This window comes from Campylobacter troglodytis, from assembly GCF_006864425.1.
Taxonomy (GTDB): Bacteria; Campylobacterota; Campylobacteria; order Campylobacterales; family Campylobacteraceae; genus Campylobacter_D; species Campylobacter_D troglodytis.
The window spans coordinates 17,730-35,203 of record NZ_QHLI01000027.1 but is presented as its reverse complement, the minus strand read 5'-3'; the positions used below and the strand labels follow the sequence as shown (position 1 = coordinate 35,203).

Annotated in this window: 20 protein-coding genes and 2 pseudogenes; 16 read left to right on the top strand and 6 right to left on the bottom strand. The window is 36.1% G+C overall.

The window, feature by feature from the left end; genetic code table 11:
• Positions 1–262: 262 nt before the first annotated feature.
• Together DMC01_RS13445 and DMC01_RS07010 are read right to left on the bottom strand one after the other, a co-directional pair.
• Positions 263–439, bottom strand: a complete 177-nt coding sequence (locus DMC01_RS13445) for a hypothetical protein (RefSeq protein WP_185908806.1) — start codon at positions 437–439, stop codon at positions 263–265.
• A 53-nt stretch (positions 440–492) separates the two neighbouring features.
• Positions 493–1,785: a major outer membrane protein gene (locus DMC01_RS07010; RefSeq protein ID WP_185908805.1), complete on the bottom strand. Its 1,293-nt coding sequence runs from the start codon at positions 1,783–1,785 to the stop codon at positions 493–495.
• Between the two features lie 1,377 nt (positions 1,786–3,162).
• On the opposite strand from DMC01_RS07010, the gene DMC01_RS15060 reads away from it, so the two are divergent.
• Genes DMC01_RS15060 through DMC01_RS15050 form a run of 3 tightly spaced genes read left to right on the top strand, consistent with a single transcriptional unit; the run spans position 3,163 to position 3,693 of the window.
• Positions 3,163–3,354: a hypothetical protein gene (locus DMC01_RS15060; protein WP_246059086.1), complete on the top strand. Its 192-nt coding sequence runs from the start codon at positions 3,163–3,165 to the stop codon at positions 3,352–3,354.
• Positions 3,276–3,434, top strand: a complete 159-nt coding sequence (locus tag DMC01_RS15055; protein ID WP_246059084.1) for a hypothetical protein — start codon at positions 3,276–3,278, stop codon at positions 3,432–3,434. Before DMC01_RS15060 ends, DMC01_RS15055 begins: the two co-directional genes overlap by 79 nt.
• A gap of 55 nt (positions 3,435–3,489) precedes the next feature.
• Positions 3,490–3,693 carry a hypothetical protein gene (locus DMC01_RS15050; RefSeq protein ID WP_246059082.1) on the top strand — a complete coding sequence of 68 codons (204 nt, stop codon included), beginning with the start codon at positions 3,490–3,492 and terminating at the stop codon, positions 3,691–3,693.
• A 171-nt stretch (positions 3,694–3,864) separates the two neighbouring features.
• On the opposite strand, the gene DMC01_RS07000 is transcribed toward DMC01_RS15050, so the two are convergent.
• Genes DMC01_RS07000 through DMC01_RS06990 form a run of 3 tightly spaced genes read right to left on the bottom strand, consistent with a single transcriptional unit; the run spans position 3,865 to position 5,612 of the window.
• The gene (locus tag DMC01_RS07000) at positions 3,865–4,953 is read right to left on the bottom strand and encodes an epoxyqueuosine reductase QueH (protein ID WP_142693543.1); all 1,089 of its coding nucleotides are present in this window, start codon (positions 4,951–4,953) and stop codon (positions 3,865–3,867) included.
• Positions 4,954–5,412, bottom strand: coding sequence for a thioredoxin-dependent thiol peroxidase (gene bcp / locus DMC01_RS06995; protein WP_142693542.1), 459 nt, complete (start codon positions 5,410–5,412; stop codon positions 4,954–4,956).
• Complete coding sequence (locus DMC01_RS06990) at positions 5,409–5,612, bottom strand: tautomerase family protein (RefSeq protein ID WP_142693541.1); 204 nt, start codon at positions 5,610–5,612, stop codon at positions 5,409–5,411. Before DMC01_RS06990 ends, bcp begins: the two co-directional genes overlap by 4 nt.
• 117 nt (positions 5,613–5,729) lie before the next feature.
• Here DMC01_RS06990 and dcd point away from each other — a divergent pair, with 117 nt between their 5' ends.
• Positions 5,730–6,290 (top strand): dCTP deaminase, encoded by a 561-nt coding sequence (dcd, locus tag DMC01_RS06985; RefSeq protein WP_142693540.1) that lies wholly within the window; start codon positions 5,730–5,732, stop codon positions 6,288–6,290.
• Between the two features lie 370 nt (positions 6,291–6,660).
• Positions 6,661–7,662 carry a UDP-N-acetylglucosamine 4,6-dehydratase (inverting) gene (gene pseB / locus DMC01_RS06980; RefSeq protein WP_142693539.1) on the top strand — a complete coding sequence of 334 codons (1,002 nt, stop codon included), beginning with the start codon at positions 6,661–6,663 and terminating at the stop codon, positions 7,660–7,662.
• A 319-nt stretch (positions 7,663–7,981) separates the two neighbouring features.
• Here pseB and DMC01_RS13440 read toward each other — a convergent pair whose 3' ends face one another.
• A complete protein-coding gene (locus DMC01_RS13440; protein ID WP_185908804.1) occupies positions 7,982–8,149 on the bottom strand; it encodes a hypothetical protein in 168 nt (55 codons plus the stop codon).
• A 283-nt stretch (positions 8,150–8,432) separates the two neighbouring features.
• Between DMC01_RS13440 and pseC the strand changes: the two genes are divergently transcribed.
• From pseC to DMC01_RS06925, 11 genes and pseudogenes are all read left to right on the top strand, one after another.
• Positions 8,433–9,554: a UDP-4-amino-4,6-dideoxy-N-acetyl-beta-L-altrosamine transaminase gene (gene pseC / locus DMC01_RS06975; protein WP_142693538.1), complete on the top strand. Its 1,122-nt coding sequence runs from the start codon at positions 8,433–8,435 to the stop codon at positions 9,552–9,554.
• A 77-nt stretch (positions 9,555–9,631) separates the two neighbouring features.
• Positions 9,632–10,228 (top strand): annotated as a pseudogene (locus DMC01_RS06970) (DUF2172 domain-containing protein); the annotation flags it as partial.
• An 88-nt stretch (positions 10,229–10,316) separates the two neighbouring features.
• Positions 10,317–11,102 carry a DUF4910 domain-containing protein gene (locus tag DMC01_RS06965; protein WP_142693537.1) on the top strand — a complete coding sequence of 262 codons (786 nt, stop codon included), beginning with the start codon at positions 10,317–10,319 and terminating at the stop codon, positions 11,100–11,102.
• On the top strand, positions 11,089–11,391 hold the full coding sequence (locus tag DMC01_RS06960) for a hypothetical protein (protein ID WP_142693536.1): 303 nt from the start codon (positions 11,089–11,091) through the stop codon (positions 11,389–11,391). The genes DMC01_RS06965 and DMC01_RS06960 overlap by 14 nt, the downstream gene beginning before the upstream one ends.
• A pseudogene (locus tag DMC01_RS06955) lies at positions 11,384–12,892 on the top strand (amino acid adenylation domain-containing protein). Before DMC01_RS06960 ends, DMC01_RS06955 begins: the two are co-directional and overlap by 8 nt.
• A gap of 33 nt (positions 12,893–12,925) precedes the next feature.
• A complete protein-coding gene (locus tag DMC01_RS06950; RefSeq protein ID WP_142693535.1) occupies positions 12,926–13,663 on the top strand; it encodes a formyltransferase family protein in 738 nt (245 codons plus the stop codon).
• Positions 13,660–13,884, top strand: a complete 225-nt coding sequence (locus DMC01_RS06945; protein ID WP_142693534.1) for an acyl carrier protein — start codon at positions 13,660–13,662, stop codon at positions 13,882–13,884. The genes DMC01_RS06950 and DMC01_RS06945 overlap by 4 nt, the downstream gene beginning before the upstream one ends.
• Positions 13,881–14,669 (top strand): AAC(3) family N-acetyltransferase, encoded by a 789-nt coding sequence (locus DMC01_RS06940; RefSeq protein ID WP_142693533.1) that lies wholly within the window; start codon positions 13,881–13,883, stop codon positions 14,667–14,669. The genes DMC01_RS06945 and DMC01_RS06940 overlap by 4 nt, the downstream gene beginning before the upstream one ends.
• A 325-nt stretch (positions 14,670–14,994) precedes the next feature.
• Positions 14,995–15,687: a class I SAM-dependent methyltransferase gene (locus DMC01_RS06935; protein ID WP_246059081.1), complete on the top strand. Its 693-nt coding sequence runs from the start codon at positions 14,995–14,997 to the stop codon at positions 15,685–15,687.
• Positions 15,688–15,852: 165 nt separating this feature from the next.
• A complete protein-coding gene (locus DMC01_RS06930; protein WP_142693532.1) occupies positions 15,853–16,467 on the top strand; it encodes a hypothetical protein in 615 nt (204 codons plus the stop codon).
• Complete coding sequence (locus tag DMC01_RS06925; protein WP_142693531.1) at positions 16,454–17,473, top strand: radical SAM/SPASM domain-containing protein; 1,020 nt, start codon at positions 16,454–16,456, stop codon at positions 17,471–17,473. The genes DMC01_RS06930 and DMC01_RS06925 overlap by 14 nt, the downstream gene beginning before the upstream one ends.
• The last annotated feature ends 1 nt before the right edge of the window (position 17,474 follow it).

The window sequence follows — 17,474 nt, the reverse complement described above, 5'->3', positions numbered from 1 at the left end:
CACAAGGACGAGAAACCTTACACAAAACGGCGATTTTGCTCACGCAAATATCAGCACAAAAGCACTCCAAAATTTGCCGAAATTTTCGCTCCGAAATGTAGGGCAAAAATATATACTTATTTAACATCGATTTTACCAACCTTTCAGCCGTAATTATATCAGCTAAAAGTATCAATCGCCAAAATTTAAGACAAAATTCTCATCAAAATTGATTAAAATTGATAAGCCAAAATCCGATTAGGTTGTCTTGCAACTGAATTTATTAAAATTGATAAGAAAAATTCACTCCAAGCATATTAAGCCTTAAAAAATTAAAATTTAAAGCAAGGATGTGAAATCTGTCTTTTGCGGCTAAGATACACAAAGACATAGTAGATTTAAATTCAAAAATTCCATAAAATTTGCCCAGCCCTTGAGAATGCAAATTTGAATCTGGCAAATTTTACCTTGTAAAGGCCAAAATCAGAGCTAAAATAAGGGCTAAAATAAGGGCTAAAATCTATAATATGCCTGAAAGCGAACCGTGTGTTTAAGGCTTTTTATAGGCACTTCCTCGTGCTTTGTGCTAAGATAAGAATACCAGGCTAGGAATTCAAGATTTTTATTATACTTAAATTTGCCCTCCCCTACAAGCTCCATCTTCTTTCCTGCACCAACAGTTGCTTCATTTGGGATATTTTGCATCCTTGTATCTCCAAAAATAGCCTGAACTCCAAGTCTTAGATCAAGTGGCAAGGTATAGCCAAGCATAGCATAAGCATAGCTACTTTGTCCTTGTGAAACTGTGATAAAAGAGCCCTTTTGGTAGTAAATTTCCTTGCCAAAGTCAAGCTCGGCACTCCCTGCATCCTCTATGGTATTAATGCTTAATTTATCCTTTTTACCATAAGTAATGCCTCCAACCGTAGCATCAAGCCCATAAGCTTTCATAAAAAGCCTTGCGTCAAGTAGCTGACCGTTTGCGCCGTTTATATTGTTTTTAAAATAGCTATCTATGCTATTTGCTAGATAACTAGCCTTCACTCCAAGGCTTAGCTCATCATTTAAAGGCAGATTATATTTTAAATTCAAGGCCCAAAGATTAGCCGCATGTTGCCAATAAGCTCCCCAAAGCTCAGCCTTTAAGCCTTGAAAATCCCCAATTATAGCCCCTCCGTATAGATTATACTTATAAAGCCTTGTATTTGCTGTGCCTCTATTTTGATTTAAATCGCCAAGTTCTAAGATGGTAAAATCAATGGCATCGCCATCTGCTGGGCTAAAAACATTATTTGAAGTGCTTCCCTCAAAGCTATCAATGGCAAAGCCTAGCACTGTAAGTTCTGGTATAGGATTATAAATACCCTTTGCAGCCATACCGACAAAATCAGCCGTCCATATGGTTTTAAGCTCTTGTCGTCCTAAAATAGCCTTGTAGCCATAATCTGCTAGATGATACTCCAAATAAGCCTGTCTTAGGGTAATGGGTCTTGAAGTTTGCGCTCCTCTGCCGCTGTGCCCATCGTTTCTGTCATTGTGATAAAAAAGCTGAGAGTAGATCTTAAAATTATCGCTTACATCAAATTTAAGCCCAAGGGCTGCACGAAAGCGATGATCGTTTTTCGAGCTAATGCCGTTTGCTTCCAAGGGCAAGCTATTTTCACGCCAAGATATGGCCTCATATCTATACCTTGCATGTCCGCTTATATCGACATTTTTAATGGCTTCCTCCAAGGGCTTAGCAAGTAAAGGGTTAAAAGAACTAGTAGCCAAAAAGGCTAAGAGACTAAGTTTAAATGCCTTCATTGTTTTTCCTTTCCTTTTTGATTTTAAACGAGGAAAGTATAAGAGGAGACGAAAACATTTTGAAAACATTTTGAAATTTAAATTGCCTTGAATTTAAGGTCCTTTGAATTTAAGTTAAAAAATTTTAGAGTGGCTTTGAGTGGTTAAGATTTTGAATTTAAAGGCATTTGAATGTAAGTTAAAATTTGAGTATAGCTTTGAGTGATTGAGACCTTGAATTTTAAGATGAATTTAATTGCTAGGGGTGTGAATTTTTTAAGCTTGAAACTAGGGAGTTTTGCTTTGAGGCTGAATTTTAAACTGTTTTTTTGAATTTAGGCTGATTTTAAACTGTTTTTTGAACTAGGCTAAATTTTACATCGTTGTTTAAATTTAAACTGTCTTTTGAATTTAAAAGAGCTTTTTTGAACTGAGCTAAATTTCACACTGTCGCTTGAATTTAAAAAAGTCGCCAAATTCCACACCGTCTTTTGAATTTAAAGCAACTTTTTACATTTAGGCTGAATTTAAAACTATGAATTCAAAATATGAATTTAGAATGGGTGTTTTTGAATTTAAAGTATAAATTTAAAGTATAAATTTAAAGTATAAATTTACAGTATAAATTTAAACTCGGTGCTTTTGAATTTAAAGCTATGCCCACTCTTAATCTGCTTTCAAATTTAAAGAAGATTATCGAGCTTAGAATGCAAATTTTTCAAGGCTAGACAGTTGCAAACAAGACGGTTTTATAATTAAGGCTAAAAACAAGACTGTTTTAATGCTTAAGAAATTAAAAGCAAGACATTTTAAGTGCTTGGACTAGGAAACTAAAGGCAAGAAAGCTTTAGTGCTTAAAGAAAGCTAAAAGAAAAACAGTTTTAATGCTTATAAAAGCCAAAAACAAAACTGTTTTATGCTAGCAAGCTAAAAAACCACTTTAACGCCTTGTCAATGCCTTTTGAATGCCCTTTCAATACTTTTTAAATGCCCTTTCAAAGCTTTTCAAAAAATAGAAATTTAAAACTTTTAAAGTTGAATTTGACCAAAATTAAACAGTAACAAGAATTAAAAATTCACAAAGAAGGACATAAAAGGCTTTTTAATTTAAAAAGGCTTAAAATAAATTTTAAGGCTAAATTCTTGCAAGCAAAAATTCAAACAAGTTATATTTATTAACTAGGCTCAATTAAACTTAAACCAAAGGATTTTTAAGCTAAGTCCTATGAAAAACAAAGATCCATTTGTAAATTTCTCAAAAGAAATTTAAGGAATTTTGAAGCATTTTTTACTTCGCCGTATCCTCACTTTGCAAGAATTGATTTAAAGATAAAATACTCTGGGCTTTGTCAAATTTCATAACAAAGCTCGTGTAAAATTTTCAAAGAAATCTGCATTTTGATAACCAAAGAATGCGAGACAGTCTCTAAAATGAGTAGTGAAATCGAAGTTGATGAGAGTTATTTTTTGCTTCGTTACACTCGTAACTGCAAGCAGAAGGAGCTAAAAGAGTGCGTGGCAAGCGTGGGCGTGGGGCTGACAAGAAAACATCTGTGTTTTTACTTCGTTACCCCTCTTGTAACTGCGTAGTAAAAGGCTTGCTAAAACGCAATCGCACGAGTTTATACGCTCAAACACTTGCTCTGCCAAAGAGTTATTACTTATTATAAGGGATTTTGCAGATGTAAAAAATATCACAATTTCAGAAGAACTACAAAGCCTATGATGGTTTGGTGGATTTTTTGCTTCGTTACACTCGCAACTTTGCAAGAAGGTGCAAAGGCACAAGATTTTGTAAAACATAACAAAAACGAGTTTGCAAATGGACGAAACCATATCAACGAAATTGTGAATTTTTTTACTGCACTTCACTCGCAACTGCGTATTAGAAATTTGCAAAGTTTAGACTTGATAAATTTCGTTGGATAAAAAAAGACAATTTTATACTTCACTTAAAAGAAACTAAATTAAGACGAACAATTTGGGACAAAATTCTCATCAAAATTTATTAAAATTGATAAGGGAAAATCCTATTAGAGTATTTTGAGCCAAATTGATAAGGGGAAATCTTGTTAAATTTAATCTAATTTTAGCTCAAATTTAAGCGTTTGCTTCTTTAACAAGTCTTTCTCTGGTGTCAAAATAGATCTCACTTTTTGCAAAAATTTCTATCTTGCCCTGAGGTAAGCGCTCGCAAATGATAATGGGGCTAAGATTATAAGCACCAAAATGCTTTGTTCTAAGTTTAATTTCCTTTTCCACGCTTAAAGGCTTTTTTAAAAGCTCATTAAAGTCTTTGAATTTACGCCTAACAAGGCCATTAAAATACTCAAAATCCCAAAAAACAAGCTCATCTTTTAAGATCTTTAAAACCCCACCTTGCCCATCCTTTAAATTCACAGTAAAAGCACTTTTTTGTAGCTTAAAATGAGAGTAAAACATTATGTGGGCTTTTATTGGCTTTTTATCTGCTGTGATCTTGGCACTTAAAAGGCGGTAGTTTAAAAATTTCTCCCTTTCAAGCTTGAATTTAAGCCCCCTTTTTTCAAGCTTGCCCAACTCTTTAAAAAGCTTTGTTCTTTCCTCAATGCTATTTGGCAGGATCTGATGACTAAGAGGGCTCATTAGCTCATCCACAAAGCCTCTGCCTTGTCTTTGCTTAGCAAGGGCATAAAGACAGCCGCAGTAATTTTGATGATAAAGCATTTCCTTCTTTGCCAACTCAAACTGCCTTTGTGTGCCTCCATTTTTACGAAAATCAGGGGCTATAAATTCAACTCCAAAGGGCGAGCACTGTGCCCTTAGAGCATTTTCAAGCTGGGAAAAATCCTTCTTTGGACTTGTTAAAAGCGTGGTTGTAAGGCTTTTTTCTCCTATTTTAAGGGCAAATTTAGCAGCCTCTTCAAGCCTCATTTCAAAGCAATTCTCACATCTTGCCCCTCTTTCTGGCTCATCCTCTAAGCCTCGAACAGCTTGCATCCACAGAGTAAAATCATATTCACCCTTATGCAAACTAAGACCCAATTTATCGCAACTTCTCTTTACATCTAAGTAGCGAAGCTCGTATTCAGCATAAGGATGAATGTTTGGATCATAAAAAAAGCCAACCAACCTTTCTTTTGGATAAAGCTTTTTAAGCTCACTTATAAAAAAATGACTATCCACACTGCAACAAATATGAACAAGCATCTACAAGCTTTCTAAGACCTTGGCTGCGTGATCCTTGGCTACTACATTTGTATAAATTTGTGCGATCTTGCCATTCTCATCTATCACAAAGGTACTGCGAAGTATGCCCTCATACTCCTTGCCGTAATTTTTCTTTATACCCCAGGCCCCATAAGCCTTCGCAGCGATCTTTTCTGTATCGCACAAAAGACTGTGTTTTAGCTTAAATTTTTCTATGAATTTGCAGTGGCTTTTGCCATCATCCGGACTAAGCCCCAAAACAACAGCATTTTTAGCTAAAAATTTCTCATAAAGTGCGCTAAAATCATTAGCCTCAATGGTACATCCCGGAGTATCATCCTTTGGGTAAAAATACAAAACCACCCTCTTTCCAACAAAGTCTTTAAGTGAAATTTGCACCCCATCTTGATTTAAAAGGCTAAATTCAGGTGCCTTCTCCCCTACTTTTAACTCTTTCATTTTCCTTCCTTTTTTATCTTTTCAACAGTCTTTCCTGCAAAGCCTACATTGTAAGCTTCGATTGGCTCGATGATGACAACCACCCTCTCCCTTGCTTTTTTATATTTCGTGCTTAAAAGCTCGGTTATATCTTCTATTAGCTCCTCTCTTTGAGTTTCCTCAAGTTCTGGCTTGACAAGCTTTATTGTAACTATTGGCATTTTTTCTCCTTAAATTTTTTGTCAATTTTAGCATATAAGATCAAGCATTTTGCCTATTAAAATGAATTTTTGCTTAAATTTTTTGCTAAAATATTAGCTTTATTTAAAGGATAAATTATGGGTTTAAAGGCAGACAGCTGGATACGCGAGATGGCTACAAAGCACAAGATGATAGAGCCATTTTGCGAGGCAAATATTGGCAAGGGCGTTGTAAGTTACGGGCTTTCAAGCTATGGCTATGATATAAGAGTGGGGCAAGAGTTTAAGATCTTTACAAATGTGAATTCAACAGTCATTGATCCTAAAAATTTTGTGGAGCAAAATGTGGTTGATTTTGTGGGTGAGGTTTGCATAGTGCCTGCAAATTCCTTTGCTTTGGCACGCACTGTGGAGTATTTTAAGATGCCAGATGATGTTTTAGCCATTTGCCTTGGCAAAAGCACTTATGCAAGATGTGGCATAATAGTCAATGTAACCCCCTTTGAGCCAGGTTTTGAAGGACACATCACCATAGAAATCTCAAACACCACCCCCCTTCCTGCTAAAATTTACGCAAATGAGGGCATAGCCCAGGTCTTGTTTTTGCAAGGAGATACACCCTGCGACACGACTTACGCAGACAAAAAGGGCAAATATCAAAGGCAAGAAGGCATAACTCTGCCAAGAATTCTTAAATAATTTTTTGCACCCTTAAGGGCATTTAAAAAAATTCAAGGCAAATTTAAAGGCATTTAAAAAAGAATGTGAATTTAAACAAGCCTTTTTTTGCTTTAAGATAAAAAATTTAAAATCTTATAAAAAATGCAAGTCAAAGGCAAAGATAAGCCTTAAAAATTCACAAGGCTTAAACAGGAGCCAAAAGCAAAAAGATTTGATTATAACCCCTTTAATCAGCTTAGATCCCCACAAAAACAAGTTAAAATTCAAGCCTTTTGCTAAATTTTTAAACATCAATCTTAGTTTTAAACAAAATGTAAAATGCGACTTAGTTTTTAAAAATGGAACAGTTTTTGCTAACTCATTTTCAACTTAGATTGAAGGAAAATTAATGTTTAATGGCAAAAATGTTCTCATCACAGGTGGCACAGGCAGTTTTGGCAAGACTTATACAAGGATCTTGCTTGAAAAATTCAAGCCAAACAAGATCATCATTTATTCGCGTGATGAATTAAAACAGTATGAGATGTCTCAGCATTTCAATGCCCCTTGTATGCGTTATTTCATAGGTGATGTCAGGGACAAAGAAAGGCTCATTCGTGCTATGCGTGGGGTGGATTTTGTCATACACGCAGCAGCACTAAAACAAGTGCCAATAGCTGAGTATAATCCTATGGAGTGCATTAAAACCAACATAGAAGGTGCGCAAAATGTCATAGACGCTTGCCTTGAAAATAATGTCAAAGCCTGCATAGCCCTTTCCACCGACAAGGCTTGCAATCCAATCAATCTTTATGGTGCGACAAAGCTAGCAAGCGATAAGCTTTTCATCGCGGCTAATAACATAGTCGGTTTAGATAACACCAAATTCAGCGTTACAAGATATGGAAATGTAGTTGGTTCTCGTGGCTCTGTTGTGCCTCTTTTTAAAAGATTAATCGCAAATGGCACAAAGGAGTTACCCATCACAGATGAGAGGATGACAAGGTTTTGGATAAGCTTAGAGGACGGCGTGAAATTTGTGCTGGGTAATTTTAGCAGGATGCACGGGGGTGAAATTTTTATCCCTAAAATTCCCTCAATGAAGATCACTGATCTAGCCCACGCTCTTGCTCCAAAGGCAAAATTTAAAATCATAGGCATAAGGGCTGGCGAAAAGCTACACGAGATAATGATTTCAAGCGATGATAGTCATTTAACCTATGAATTTAAGGATTATTATATCATCGCTCCAAGTATAAAATTTGCAAATGTTGATAGGGATTTTAGTCAAAATGCACTTGGTGAAAAGGGCAAAAAAGTAAATGATGGCTTTTCATACAGCTCTGATAATAACACCCAGTGGGCGAGTGAAAAAGAGCTTTTGCAAATCATAGAAAAAGCAGATATGTGAAATGGATGAGAATTTTGTGAAACTTAGTGAATTTTTTAGAAAATTTGGGGAATTTGCTTGAATTTTTTTGGCTTTAAAATGATAAAAATTCAAAAAATTCGCTGAATTTTGTGAATTTTTGCGGTAGCATGTCATTGCGAGAGAAGTCAAGTCGTGGCAATCCACAGTCTTCTTGCTGTTAGCCTTAATTATTTTAAAAAGGCGTGAATTTATTTGGCATTTCTAAAAAAATCACGTCATAGCTTTTTTAAAGTATGGATTGCCACGCAAATCCTTGCGGATTTGCTCGCAATGACGATTTTTGTGAATTTTTTTGGTTTTAAATTTGCGAAAATTCGCTGAATTTTGTGAATTTTTTGGCAAATTTTAAAAAATAACTCGTCACCGTGAGCGAAGTGCGTAGCACGAGCGTGGCAATCCACAAATTCACAAAAAGTGTGAATTTTTGCGCTAGCGTGTCATTGCGAGAGAAGTCAAGTCGTGGCAATCCACAGTCTTCTTGCTGTTAGCCTTAATTATTTTAAAAAGGCGTGAATTTATTTGGCATTTCTAAAAAAATCACGTCATAGCTTTTTTAAAGTATGGATTGCCACGCAAATCCTTGCGGATTTGCTCGCAATGACGATTTTTGTGAATTTTTTTGGCTTTAAATTTGCGAAAATTCGCTGAATTTTGTGAATTTTTTACAAATTTTTAAAATAAATTTTAAAAAACAAAGCAAATTTTAAAGGGCAATTTTATGAAAAGCACAATTTTGAAAGGTGGTGCAAATGCTAAGCTACTCACACCAAAATATAGATGAAAGCGATATAAACGCCGTCATTTCAGCACTCAAAGATGAGTTTTTAACCGGCGGGGACAAGGTGCAAGCCTTTGAGAAAGCCTTGTGCGAGTATGTTGGAGTAAAAGCAGCTTGCGTTGTAAATTCAGCTACCTCTGCCTTACATCTAGCCTACTCTGTCTTAAATGTTAAAAATAAAAGGATTTTAACAAGTCCTATAAGCTTCATAGCCACAGCAAATGCAGCGGTGATGGCAGGTGCTTCGGTTGAATTTATTGACATAAAAGATGATGGCAATATCGATGAAAACAAGCTTGAAGCAAGATTAAAGCAAAAAAGCGATGATTTAGCAGCTATTGTGGTGGTTGATTTTGCAGGAAATAGCGTAGAAATTGACACTATCAAAGCTTTGGCTCAAAAATATCAAATCCCCCTCTTAGATGATGCTAGCCACGCACTGGGTGCTGAATTTAAAGGGCAAAAGGTAGGCTCACACGCCAATTTAACCGTCTTTTCCTTTCACCCTGTAAAGCCTATTACTACCTTTGAGGGTGGGGCCTTATTAAGCGATGATGAGGGCTTGATAGAAAGAGCAAAACTCCTTCGTAGCCACGGTATCTTTAAAAAAAGGCTATGGGATAGCGATAGCACAGAGCTTGGCTATAATTATAGATTAAGCGATGTAGCTTGTGCTTTGGGTATAAATCAGCTTAAAAAGCTTGATAATATGCTTGCAAAAAGGGAGCAAATAGCCGCCTTTTATGATAAAGAATTTGCTAAAAATCCTTATTTTTCAACCATAAACATAAAGCCTTACAAAAAAAGCTCGCGCCATCTTTATCCTATCTTGCTTTACCCTGAGTTTTACTGCAAAAAAGAGTTTATCTTCGAGGAGCTTTTAAGGCAAAATATAGGCGCTCAAGTGCATTATAAGCCAAGCTATGCCTTTTCTTTTTACAAAAATATGCCACATTTAAAGGACTTTTATCTTGAAAAGGCAGATAATTTTTACAAGGCAGAGCTTTCAATTCCTTGTCATCAAGAAATGAGCCTAAAAGATGCTAATTTTGTAAAAAACACCCTCTTTGAGCTGCTTGAAAGGGCGGAGTAACTGTGAGTAAAAAATTAAGCGCAAATTCACAAGACTCAAATTTGGCAAACAACGCACGCTCAAATGAGGGCGAGGCTATGTTTGCACTTTGCGAAAGGCTTTTTCCCATTTGTCGAAGCATTACGGGCGAGGGTTTTAGGCAGAGTTTAGAGCTTTTAAACGCCGAGCTTGGTGGCATTATGAAAATGCACTCCATTAAAAGCGGCACAAGGGTATTTGACTGGGTCGTGCCAAGTGAATGGAACTGCAAGGATGCCTACATCATCACGCCAAGTGGGGAGAAAATCTGTGATTTTAAGAAAAATAATTTGCATTTAATGAGCTATTCTGTGCCTGTGTGCCAAGAGTTGAGCCTTGATGAGCTGCAAGAGCATTTATACTCGCTTCAACATTTGCCAAATGCCATTCCCTATGTAACAAGCTACTACAAAAGGCGGTGGGGCTTTTGCATAGCCCACAATGAGAGAAAAGCCTTAAAAAAGGGAGTTTATAAGGTTGTAATAGACTCAAGCCTTGATGAAAAGGGCGTTTTAAACTATGCAGACTTTGTCATACCAGCTACGACAAAGAGCGAGGGCGAGATTTTATTTTCAAGCTATCTTTGTCATCCATCTATGGCAAACAATGAATTAAGCGGACCTGTGGTGGCTACATTTTTAGCCAAAGCCTTATTACAAGGGGGGGGGGGAACTCAACTCTAAAAAGCAAGGTTTAAAAAGCCAAGATAGCCAAAATCAAAATTTAAAAAAGCAAAACGGCGAAATTAAAAGGCAAATTTTAGAAAAGAAAAATGCCAAAGCCACAGAACAGATTGCAAAACAAATTTTAGCAAATGACACATTTAAAATCCTACCCAAATACCGCAGATACGACTACCGCTTTATTTTTATACCAGAAACCATAGGCAGCATAGTTTATCTTTGGCGGCATTTAAAGCACTTGCAAAGGCGTGTGAAAGCGGGCTTTGCCTTAAGTTGTTGTGCTGATGATAATGCTTACACCCTCTTACACAGTCCAAATGCTAACACCTTGGCTGATAAAGTTGCCCTGCATACACTAAAAGATAAGCCAAATTTTAAGGCTTGGGACTTTAAGTTTAGAGGTAGTGATGAAAGGCAGTTTTGCTCACCCTTGGTGAATTTACCCCTTGTTAGCATACAAAGAACTTGTTTTAGCGATGAAAACTATGTGAAAACTCGCTATCATACAAGCTTGGACGATTTATCTTATGTAAGTGTCGCTGGTTTTAGCAACACCTTAAACGCTCTTAAAGAACTCATCTTCAATTTAGAAATTAACGCTGTTTATAAAAACACCATCATTTGCGAGCCAAATCTTGGCAAAAGGGGGCTTTACCCTACTCTTTCGACAACAAAGAGCAAATTTTCAGCAAAAGAACTTATAGATGTCCTCGCCTTTTGCGATGGCAAAAATGATCTCATCGACATAGCTTCAAGGCTTGGGATTAAGGCTTACGAGCTTGAAAACAGCATTGAAGCCTTGCTAAAACATAAACTCATAAAAAGGGTGAAAAATGATAAAAAATGATTTTTTGAAAAAAGGTGGCAAGTTTTGTGAAGTTTTTGAAAAATGCATGAATTTTTTTAGCAAATTGTTAAAAAAATTCACACCAAAGTCAAAAAATTCAAAACATTTAAAAATAGCCAAAAAATTCACACAAACCGTGAATTTGTGGATTCTTCGCCTTTTTTACAAAAAGGCTAAAAATGACAAAGCTTGTGTGAATTTCTTAAAAAATTCACAGCGTATAAGGCTACACTTTGTAAGGCAATGCAAATTTTCACAAAAAATTCACAAAAAGGCTAAAAATGATTAGACACATTGATGATTTTTTGCAAAAGACCGTGCAAAAATTTCCAAATAAAACTGCCTTTGTAGAAAATGACAAAGGCATAAGCTACAAGGACTTTGACGAACTTTGCAAAAAATTAGCAAGCAAAATTTTAAGCATTCAAGCCACACTAAAAACACAAAGGCAAATGCCCGTTCTTATCATCTTGCCAAAGGGCATTTCTTGCCTTGTGAGTTTTTTGGGCGTGGCAAAAAGTGGGAATTTTTACACACTTTTGGACGAAAAAACGCCCTTTGAGCGAGTAGAAAAAATCATTAGCGTTTTAAAGCCTCAAATTCTCATCACCTCAAAAGAACTTAACTTTCATTTTAAGGCTATCCCTCACACCTTGCATTGCGAGGATTTTGAGAATTTTAACGTGAATTTAAAGGCACTTTTTAAGGCAAGACAAAGGCACATTGACACGAATTTACTCTATGTTTTCTTCACAAGCGGTAGCACAGGCACACCAAAGGGCGTAAGCATAGCGCATAAAAGCGTGATTGATTACAGCTTTTGGGTGTGTGAGGAATTTGCGTTAAACGAAAATGAGATTTTGGCAAATCAAGCACCCTTTTATTTTGACAACTCCATTTTGGATATTTTTTCAAGCATAAAGGTTGGTGCTACACTTCATATCCTGCCAAATGCCCTTTTTGCCTTTCCTAGCAAGATTTGCGAGTATTTGCAAAGGCATCAAATTTCTATGATTTTTTGGGTGCCATCTGTTTTGATTTATTTTGCAAACACAAAGGCTTTGGCAAATTTCACGCTAAAAAGTCTTAAAAAGGTGCTTTTTTGCGGGGAAATTATGCCTAACAAACAGCTAAATTACTAGAGAAAGCACCTTAAAAACACCCTTTTTGCAAATCTTTACGGACCTACTGAGATTACCGATGTGTGCTGTTTTTATAAGATTGACCGTGAATTTAAGGACGAAGATATTTTGCCCATAGGCAAGGCTTGTGCGAACACCGAGCTTTTGGTTTTTGATGAGAAGTTAAGGCTCATTGATGAGGGGCAAGTTGGCGTTAAGGGCGAGCTTTTCGTGCGTGGGGCTTCGCTTTCTTTGGGATATTATGCGGATAAAGAAAAAACAGAGTCTGCTTTTTTGCAAAATCCCTTGCATTCAAATTATCTTGATTTACTTTACAAAACGGGCGACATAGTCGCTTACAATGAATTCGGTGAGCTTTTGTGCTTTGGCAGAGTGGATAATCAAATCAAAATCAAGGGACACAGGGTAGAACTTGGTGAGCTAGAAAGCCTTTTAAATGCCCACGAAAAGGTGAAAAATTCAGCTTGTATCTTTAAAAATGAGATGATTATAGCCTTTTATGAAAGCGAGTTTGAGCTTGATTTAAAGGGCTATTTAAAAAGCAAGATTTTAGGCTATATGATGCCCTCTCTTTTTATTAGAATTGATAAATTCAAATTAAACGCAAATGGAAAAATCGACAGAAAGGCTTTGAGTGAAATTGTCTAAAAAAGCCCTAAATTCAGCAAAAAAGGACAAAAAATGAATTTTAGCAAATTTATAATCATCGGCAAAGGCAAGGTAGCAAAGACTTGCGAGGCTTTGCTAAACGAGCATTTTAAAACAAGGGCTGAATTTATGGAATTTGACACGCAAAAAAAGCCCTTTTTTGATGAATTTTTTGCAAATTTAAAAAACGCTCTCATCATTAGTGCAAACAATTTTTATCTTTTTTCGCCCAAAATTGTAGAACAAAACATCATTATAAACTATCACAACGCCCTTTTGCCAAAGCATAGAGGCGTAAATGCTCACATTTGGGCGATTTATGAGGGCGACTTGCAAAGTGGCATTTCTTGGCATTTGGTGGATAGTGACATAGACACAGGCGACATACTCGCACAAAAAGCCATAAAAATCGATGAAAACACCACAGCCAAAGCCTTGCTTATGTCCCAGCATAAACTCGCTATAAGTGCGTTTAAAGAGGCTTTGATAAATTTTGAAGCCAAAAAATTCACAAAACAAAAAGGCAAGGGCGAAATTCACAAAAGCACAGCCTTGCCAAACAACGCTATTTTAGAGTTATCTTGGAAAAAAGAAAAAATTTCACGCTTTTTAAGAGCCTTTGATATAGGGGCTTTTAGAGAGGGCGTGGCAGTGCCTAAAATCAAACTTTTTGGCAAGGAAATTGAGGTGCTTTTTTACGAAATCTCGCAAAAAGGCTTGAAAATAAGCCTACAAAATGGGCTTTATATCAACATAAAGGACACAAAATGAAAGAAATTACCGAGCTTTTCGCCAAAATCGAGCGAAGCGACATTAAGCCTGAGATGAGCGGACTTTTAAGTGGTGGCATCATCGACTCACTTGACATTATGGCTTTGGTGGCTGAGATAGAAAAGACCTACAAAAAGCCCTTGAGTGCTGAGTTTATCGAGGCTGAAAACTTTGAAAGCTTTGAGGCTATCAAAAAGATGATACAAAGGGCTATGAAATGAAAGCCTTGCTTGAATTTAAGGGCAAAATCTTTTATGATGAGGACTTAATCACCTGCCTTGACAACTGTGGCTTAAAACAAGGCGACACGGTTTGCGTGCATAGTGAGCTTTTTGGCTTTGGAGTGCCACTTTTGCCAAGGGCTGAGTTTTTAAGTGCTATTTTGCAGTGCTTTTGGCAGGTTTTGGGAGAAAGTGGCACGCTTTTAATGCCAACCTTTACTTACAGCTTTTGTAAAAACCTAGCCTTTGATAAGGCTAATTCAAAAAGCACTATGGGGGTTTTGAGCGAATTTTTTAGAAAGCAAAATGGGGTTTTTCGCACAAATGAGCCTATCTTTTCCTTTGGGGTGGCTGGTTTTAAGCAAGAAGCCTTTTCAAAAGACTATGCTTCTTGCTTTGGCAAGGGCTGTGTGTATGACATTTTGACAAAGGAAGATGGCAAGATAATGCTTTTTGGCACGCAGGATTTAGGCTACACCTTTACTCACTTTGTAGAAGAAGAAGCAAAAGTAAGTTACCGCTACTACAAGGACTTTTCAGGGCTTTTAATAAACGAAAAGGGCGAGAAATTCACAAAAAGCATAAGATATTTTGTGAGGAATTTAAACAAAAACTCGGTTTTAAGCATAGCAAAGCAAAGGAATTTGCTAAAAAGCACAAATAATTTTGTAACCGTGAATTTCGCAGGAAAAATCATAGTTTTAATCAAGGCAAAAGAGTATAAAAACGAGTTTTTAAGGGTGTTTGAAAAAGATGAGAATGCTTTGTTAGAAAATTCAAAATGAAGCCTTGCAAAGGGGTATTTAAAAGCTGTTTAAAGGCTTTTTAAAAAAGCTTTATCATTCTTTGCCTTTTTTGGCAAAAAAGTTTAAAAAATTCACAGGGTGAATTTTTATATTTGCCTTTAACTCGTGCTGTGAATTTTTATATTTATCTTTAACTTGTGGAATCTTTTGCAAAATACCCTTTAAACTCAAAAGAACAAAGCTTTTATAAACAGTGCTTTTTGATAAATTTTTAGGCTTAAAAAAAATTTATGCTCTTTTTGATTTGAAATGTAAAGTTGGTATGTTTTTTGCTATAATTGACAAAATTTAAGAAAGAAGTTTTATGATGCAAATTGACGAAGAAGCCCTTGAAAAAGGGCTTGATTTTTTACAAAAAAGAGATGATAAGAGCTACTGGAAGGCTTATTATAACACTCATTTAAAAGAAGAAGCTCCAAGCTTGTTTGCTAGATTTTGCAAAGAAGGCTTTTTAAAGCCTGAGTTTAGCCTTGTTGAGCTTGGTTGTGGAAATGGCAGAGACAGTTTGTATTTTGCAAAAAATGGCATTAAGGTTTTAGGCATAGATCAATGTGAAAATGTGATAGAGTTTTTAAAAAAGGGGTATGATTTAGAAAATTTAGCCTTTGAAAGTGGAGATTTTACGGCTTTAAAAGACTTTGATGAGGGTTTTGATGCTGTTTATTCACGCTTTACCTTGCACTCTATCAACGAAATGCAGCAAAAAAGGCTTTTTGAGTGGATAAAAAGAAATTTAAAGCCAAAGGGCATCTTAGCCATAGAATGCAGGGGATATAAAAACTCCTTGTATAAGCTTGGAGCAAGGGTTGAAGAGGATGCCTTTATCTACGAGGAGCATTACAGGAGATTTTTAAATTTTAAGGCTTTAAAAGAGGCTTTAAGCAAGGATTATGAGCTTCTTTTTGCCAAAGAAGACAGAGGCTTTGCACCCTTTAAGGCTGAGGATGATTTTTTTATTAGAATAATTGGCGCAAAACGAGAGAGAGAGAGAGAGTAAATCTTGAATTTATCATAATTCATTTTAAAAACACAAAAAATACTAAATTAACCCTTCACTTTACGCATTATTTTATAAGCACAGCTTTAAAAATCCCTAAATTGAGCATAAGCTATCATAATCTTACAAACACTACCGCACAAGCTGCTAGAATAGGATTAAGCTATGTTGCAGCTTGAATTTCACCGTTTCAAAAAAGGGGCAAAAAAATTTCACCGTCTTAAAGACAAAACCTTTTTTGAAATTCAAAACTTTTTTGGCAAAGATAGCTTAAAGCCTCATTTTACACAAAATTTTACGCAAAAATTCACACAAATTCATAGAAAAAAGTTGTGCCGTGAATTTTCTTTAAAAGAAAAAAGATATTTTTCTCAAATTCACGCACAAATTCACAAGCAAATTTTACAAGCTCTTTATTTTTTATTCACATTAAAAACAAAACGCATTTTTTCTCAAATTCACACAAAAATTCACAAAAATTTTAAAAAATTCAAAGCCTTGAATTTATTAGCCTCTTTTAAGGCAAAAAAGCCTTGCTTAAAATTTAAACACCCCTTTACAAAAGTGCCTTTGCAAGAAAGCAAATTCAAGCACCCTACTTTGCACCCTACTTTCAAGCACCGTAAAAATTCAATGAAATTATTTTCAAACAAGTGCTATCAAAGCTTAGTTAAATCATTTTCAAGCCAAATTTCAAAGGCCTTTTTCTTTTTTAAATTCACAGCTTCTTGTGAATTTAGCAAAGAAAAAATTCAAAGGAGTTTTTATGTTGGCAAGTGAGATTAAACAAACCTCCACCTCAGCAGGAAGGGTGGTGAATAATTCCAAAAAGGACATTGATGCTATTTTTGTGAAAAAATTTGGGCAAAAATGGCTTGATTACAGGGCAAAATGGGCGGCTGCTTCAAATCACATTATGCAAGATTTCCCGCTTTTTGTGCGCTTTGAAAATCAATTCAAATGCAATGCAAGATGCACTATGTGCGTTCATGGGCACGCTGATTTAAGGGCTGATTATGGCTATAAGGGCTATTTGCCCTTTGAGGTTTTTACCAAGCTTGTTGATGAGTGCGATGAGCACGGCTGCCCCTCAGTTGCACCTTCTCAAACCAACGAGCCTTTGCTTGATAAAGACATCATAGAAAGGCTTGAGTATATGAGCAAAAAGCCAAGCATTATGGACATACATTTTAACACAAACGCTTCCTTGCTGACAGAGGAAAAAAGCAAGAGAATACTTGATAATACCAATGTAACCAGAATGAATTTTAGCATAGACGCCATAAGCGAGGCTACTTATAAAACCATACGCATAGGGCTTGATTATAAAACGGTGATTAAAAACATAGATAATTTCTTAAATTTGCGTGCAAAAATGGGAAAAGAACTGCCCATAGTTCGTGTGAGCTTTTTATTACAGCATAAAAACAAGCACGAATTAGAAGCCTTTAAGAGCTTTTGGGTGGATAAGGTTGATTATGTAGCCGTTCAAAGATATGTGCCTATTTCTCCCTTTGATGATGAAAGAAGCTATGCCATCTCAGATGCGCCAATCTCAGGCAAACAAAGCTGTTCTTACCCCTTTGAGAGCATCTTCATACACGGAGATGGACTTGCTGTGCCTTGTGCTTCGCATAGAGCCAAGCACATAGCGGTTGGAAATATTTACAAAAACTCCATTTATGAAATTTGGCATTCAGAGGGTATGAACGCATTAAGACAGGCTCACAAAAGCGGGGATTTAAGCAAGACAAAGCTTTGTGATACTTGTTTATTTAAAGGATAAA

Excerpts from the sequence above, each read along its gene's own strand:
- DMC01_RS07010 (WP_185908805.1), bottom strand. The coding sequence starts at position 1,785 with ATGAAGGCATTTAAACTTAGTCTCTTAGCCTTTTTGGCTACTAGTTCT.
- DMC01_RS15050 (WP_246059082.1), top strand. The coding sequence starts at position 3,490 with ATGGTTTGGTGGATTTTTTGCTTCGTTACACTCGCAACTTTGCAAGAA.
- DMC01_RS07000 (WP_142693543.1), bottom strand. The coding sequence starts at position 4,953 with ATGCTTGTTCATATTTGTTGCAGTGTGGATAGTCATTTTTTTATAAGT.
- bcp (WP_142693542.1), bottom strand. The coding sequence starts at position 5,412 with ATGAAAGAGTTAAAAGTAGGGGAGAAGGCACCTGAATTTAGCCTTTTA.
- DMC01_RS06990 (WP_142693541.1), bottom strand. The coding sequence starts at position 5,612 with ATGCCAATAGTTACAATAAAGCTTGTCAAGCCAGAACTTGAGGAAACT.
- dcd (WP_142693540.1), top strand. The coding sequence starts at position 5,730 with ATGGGTTTAAAGGCAGACAGCTGGATACGCGAGATGGCTACAAAGCAC.
- pseB (WP_142693539.1), top strand. The coding sequence starts at position 6,661 with ATGTTTAATGGCAAAAATGTTCTCATCACAGGTGGCACAGGCAGTTTT.
- pseC (WP_142693538.1), top strand. The coding sequence starts at position 8,433 with ATGCTAAGCTACTCACACCAAAATATAGATGAAAGCGATATAAACGCC.
- DMC01_RS06960 (WP_142693536.1), top strand. The coding sequence starts at position 11,089 with ATGATAAAAAATGATTTTTTGAAAAAAGGTGGCAAGTTTTGTGAAGTT.
- DMC01_RS06950 (WP_142693535.1), top strand. The coding sequence starts at position 12,926 with ATGAATTTTAGCAAATTTATAATCATCGGCAAAGGCAAGGTAGCAAAG.
- DMC01_RS06945 (WP_142693534.1), top strand. The coding sequence starts at position 13,660 with ATGAAAGAAATTACCGAGCTTTTCGCCAAAATCGAGCGAAGCGACATT.
- DMC01_RS06940 (WP_142693533.1), top strand. The coding sequence starts at position 13,881 with ATGAAAGCCTTGCTTGAATTTAAGGGCAAAATCTTTTATGATGAGGAC.
- DMC01_RS06935 (WP_246059081.1), top strand. The coding sequence starts at position 14,995 with ATGATGCAAATTGACGAAGAAGCCCTTGAAAAAGGGCTTGATTTTTTA.
- DMC01_RS06930 (WP_142693532.1), top strand. The coding sequence starts at position 15,853 with ATGTTGCAGCTTGAATTTCACCGTTTCAAAAAAGGGGCAAAAAAATTT.
- DMC01_RS06925 (WP_142693531.1), top strand. The coding sequence starts at position 16,454 with ATGTTGGCAAGTGAGATTAAACAAACCTCCACCTCAGCAGGAAGGGTG.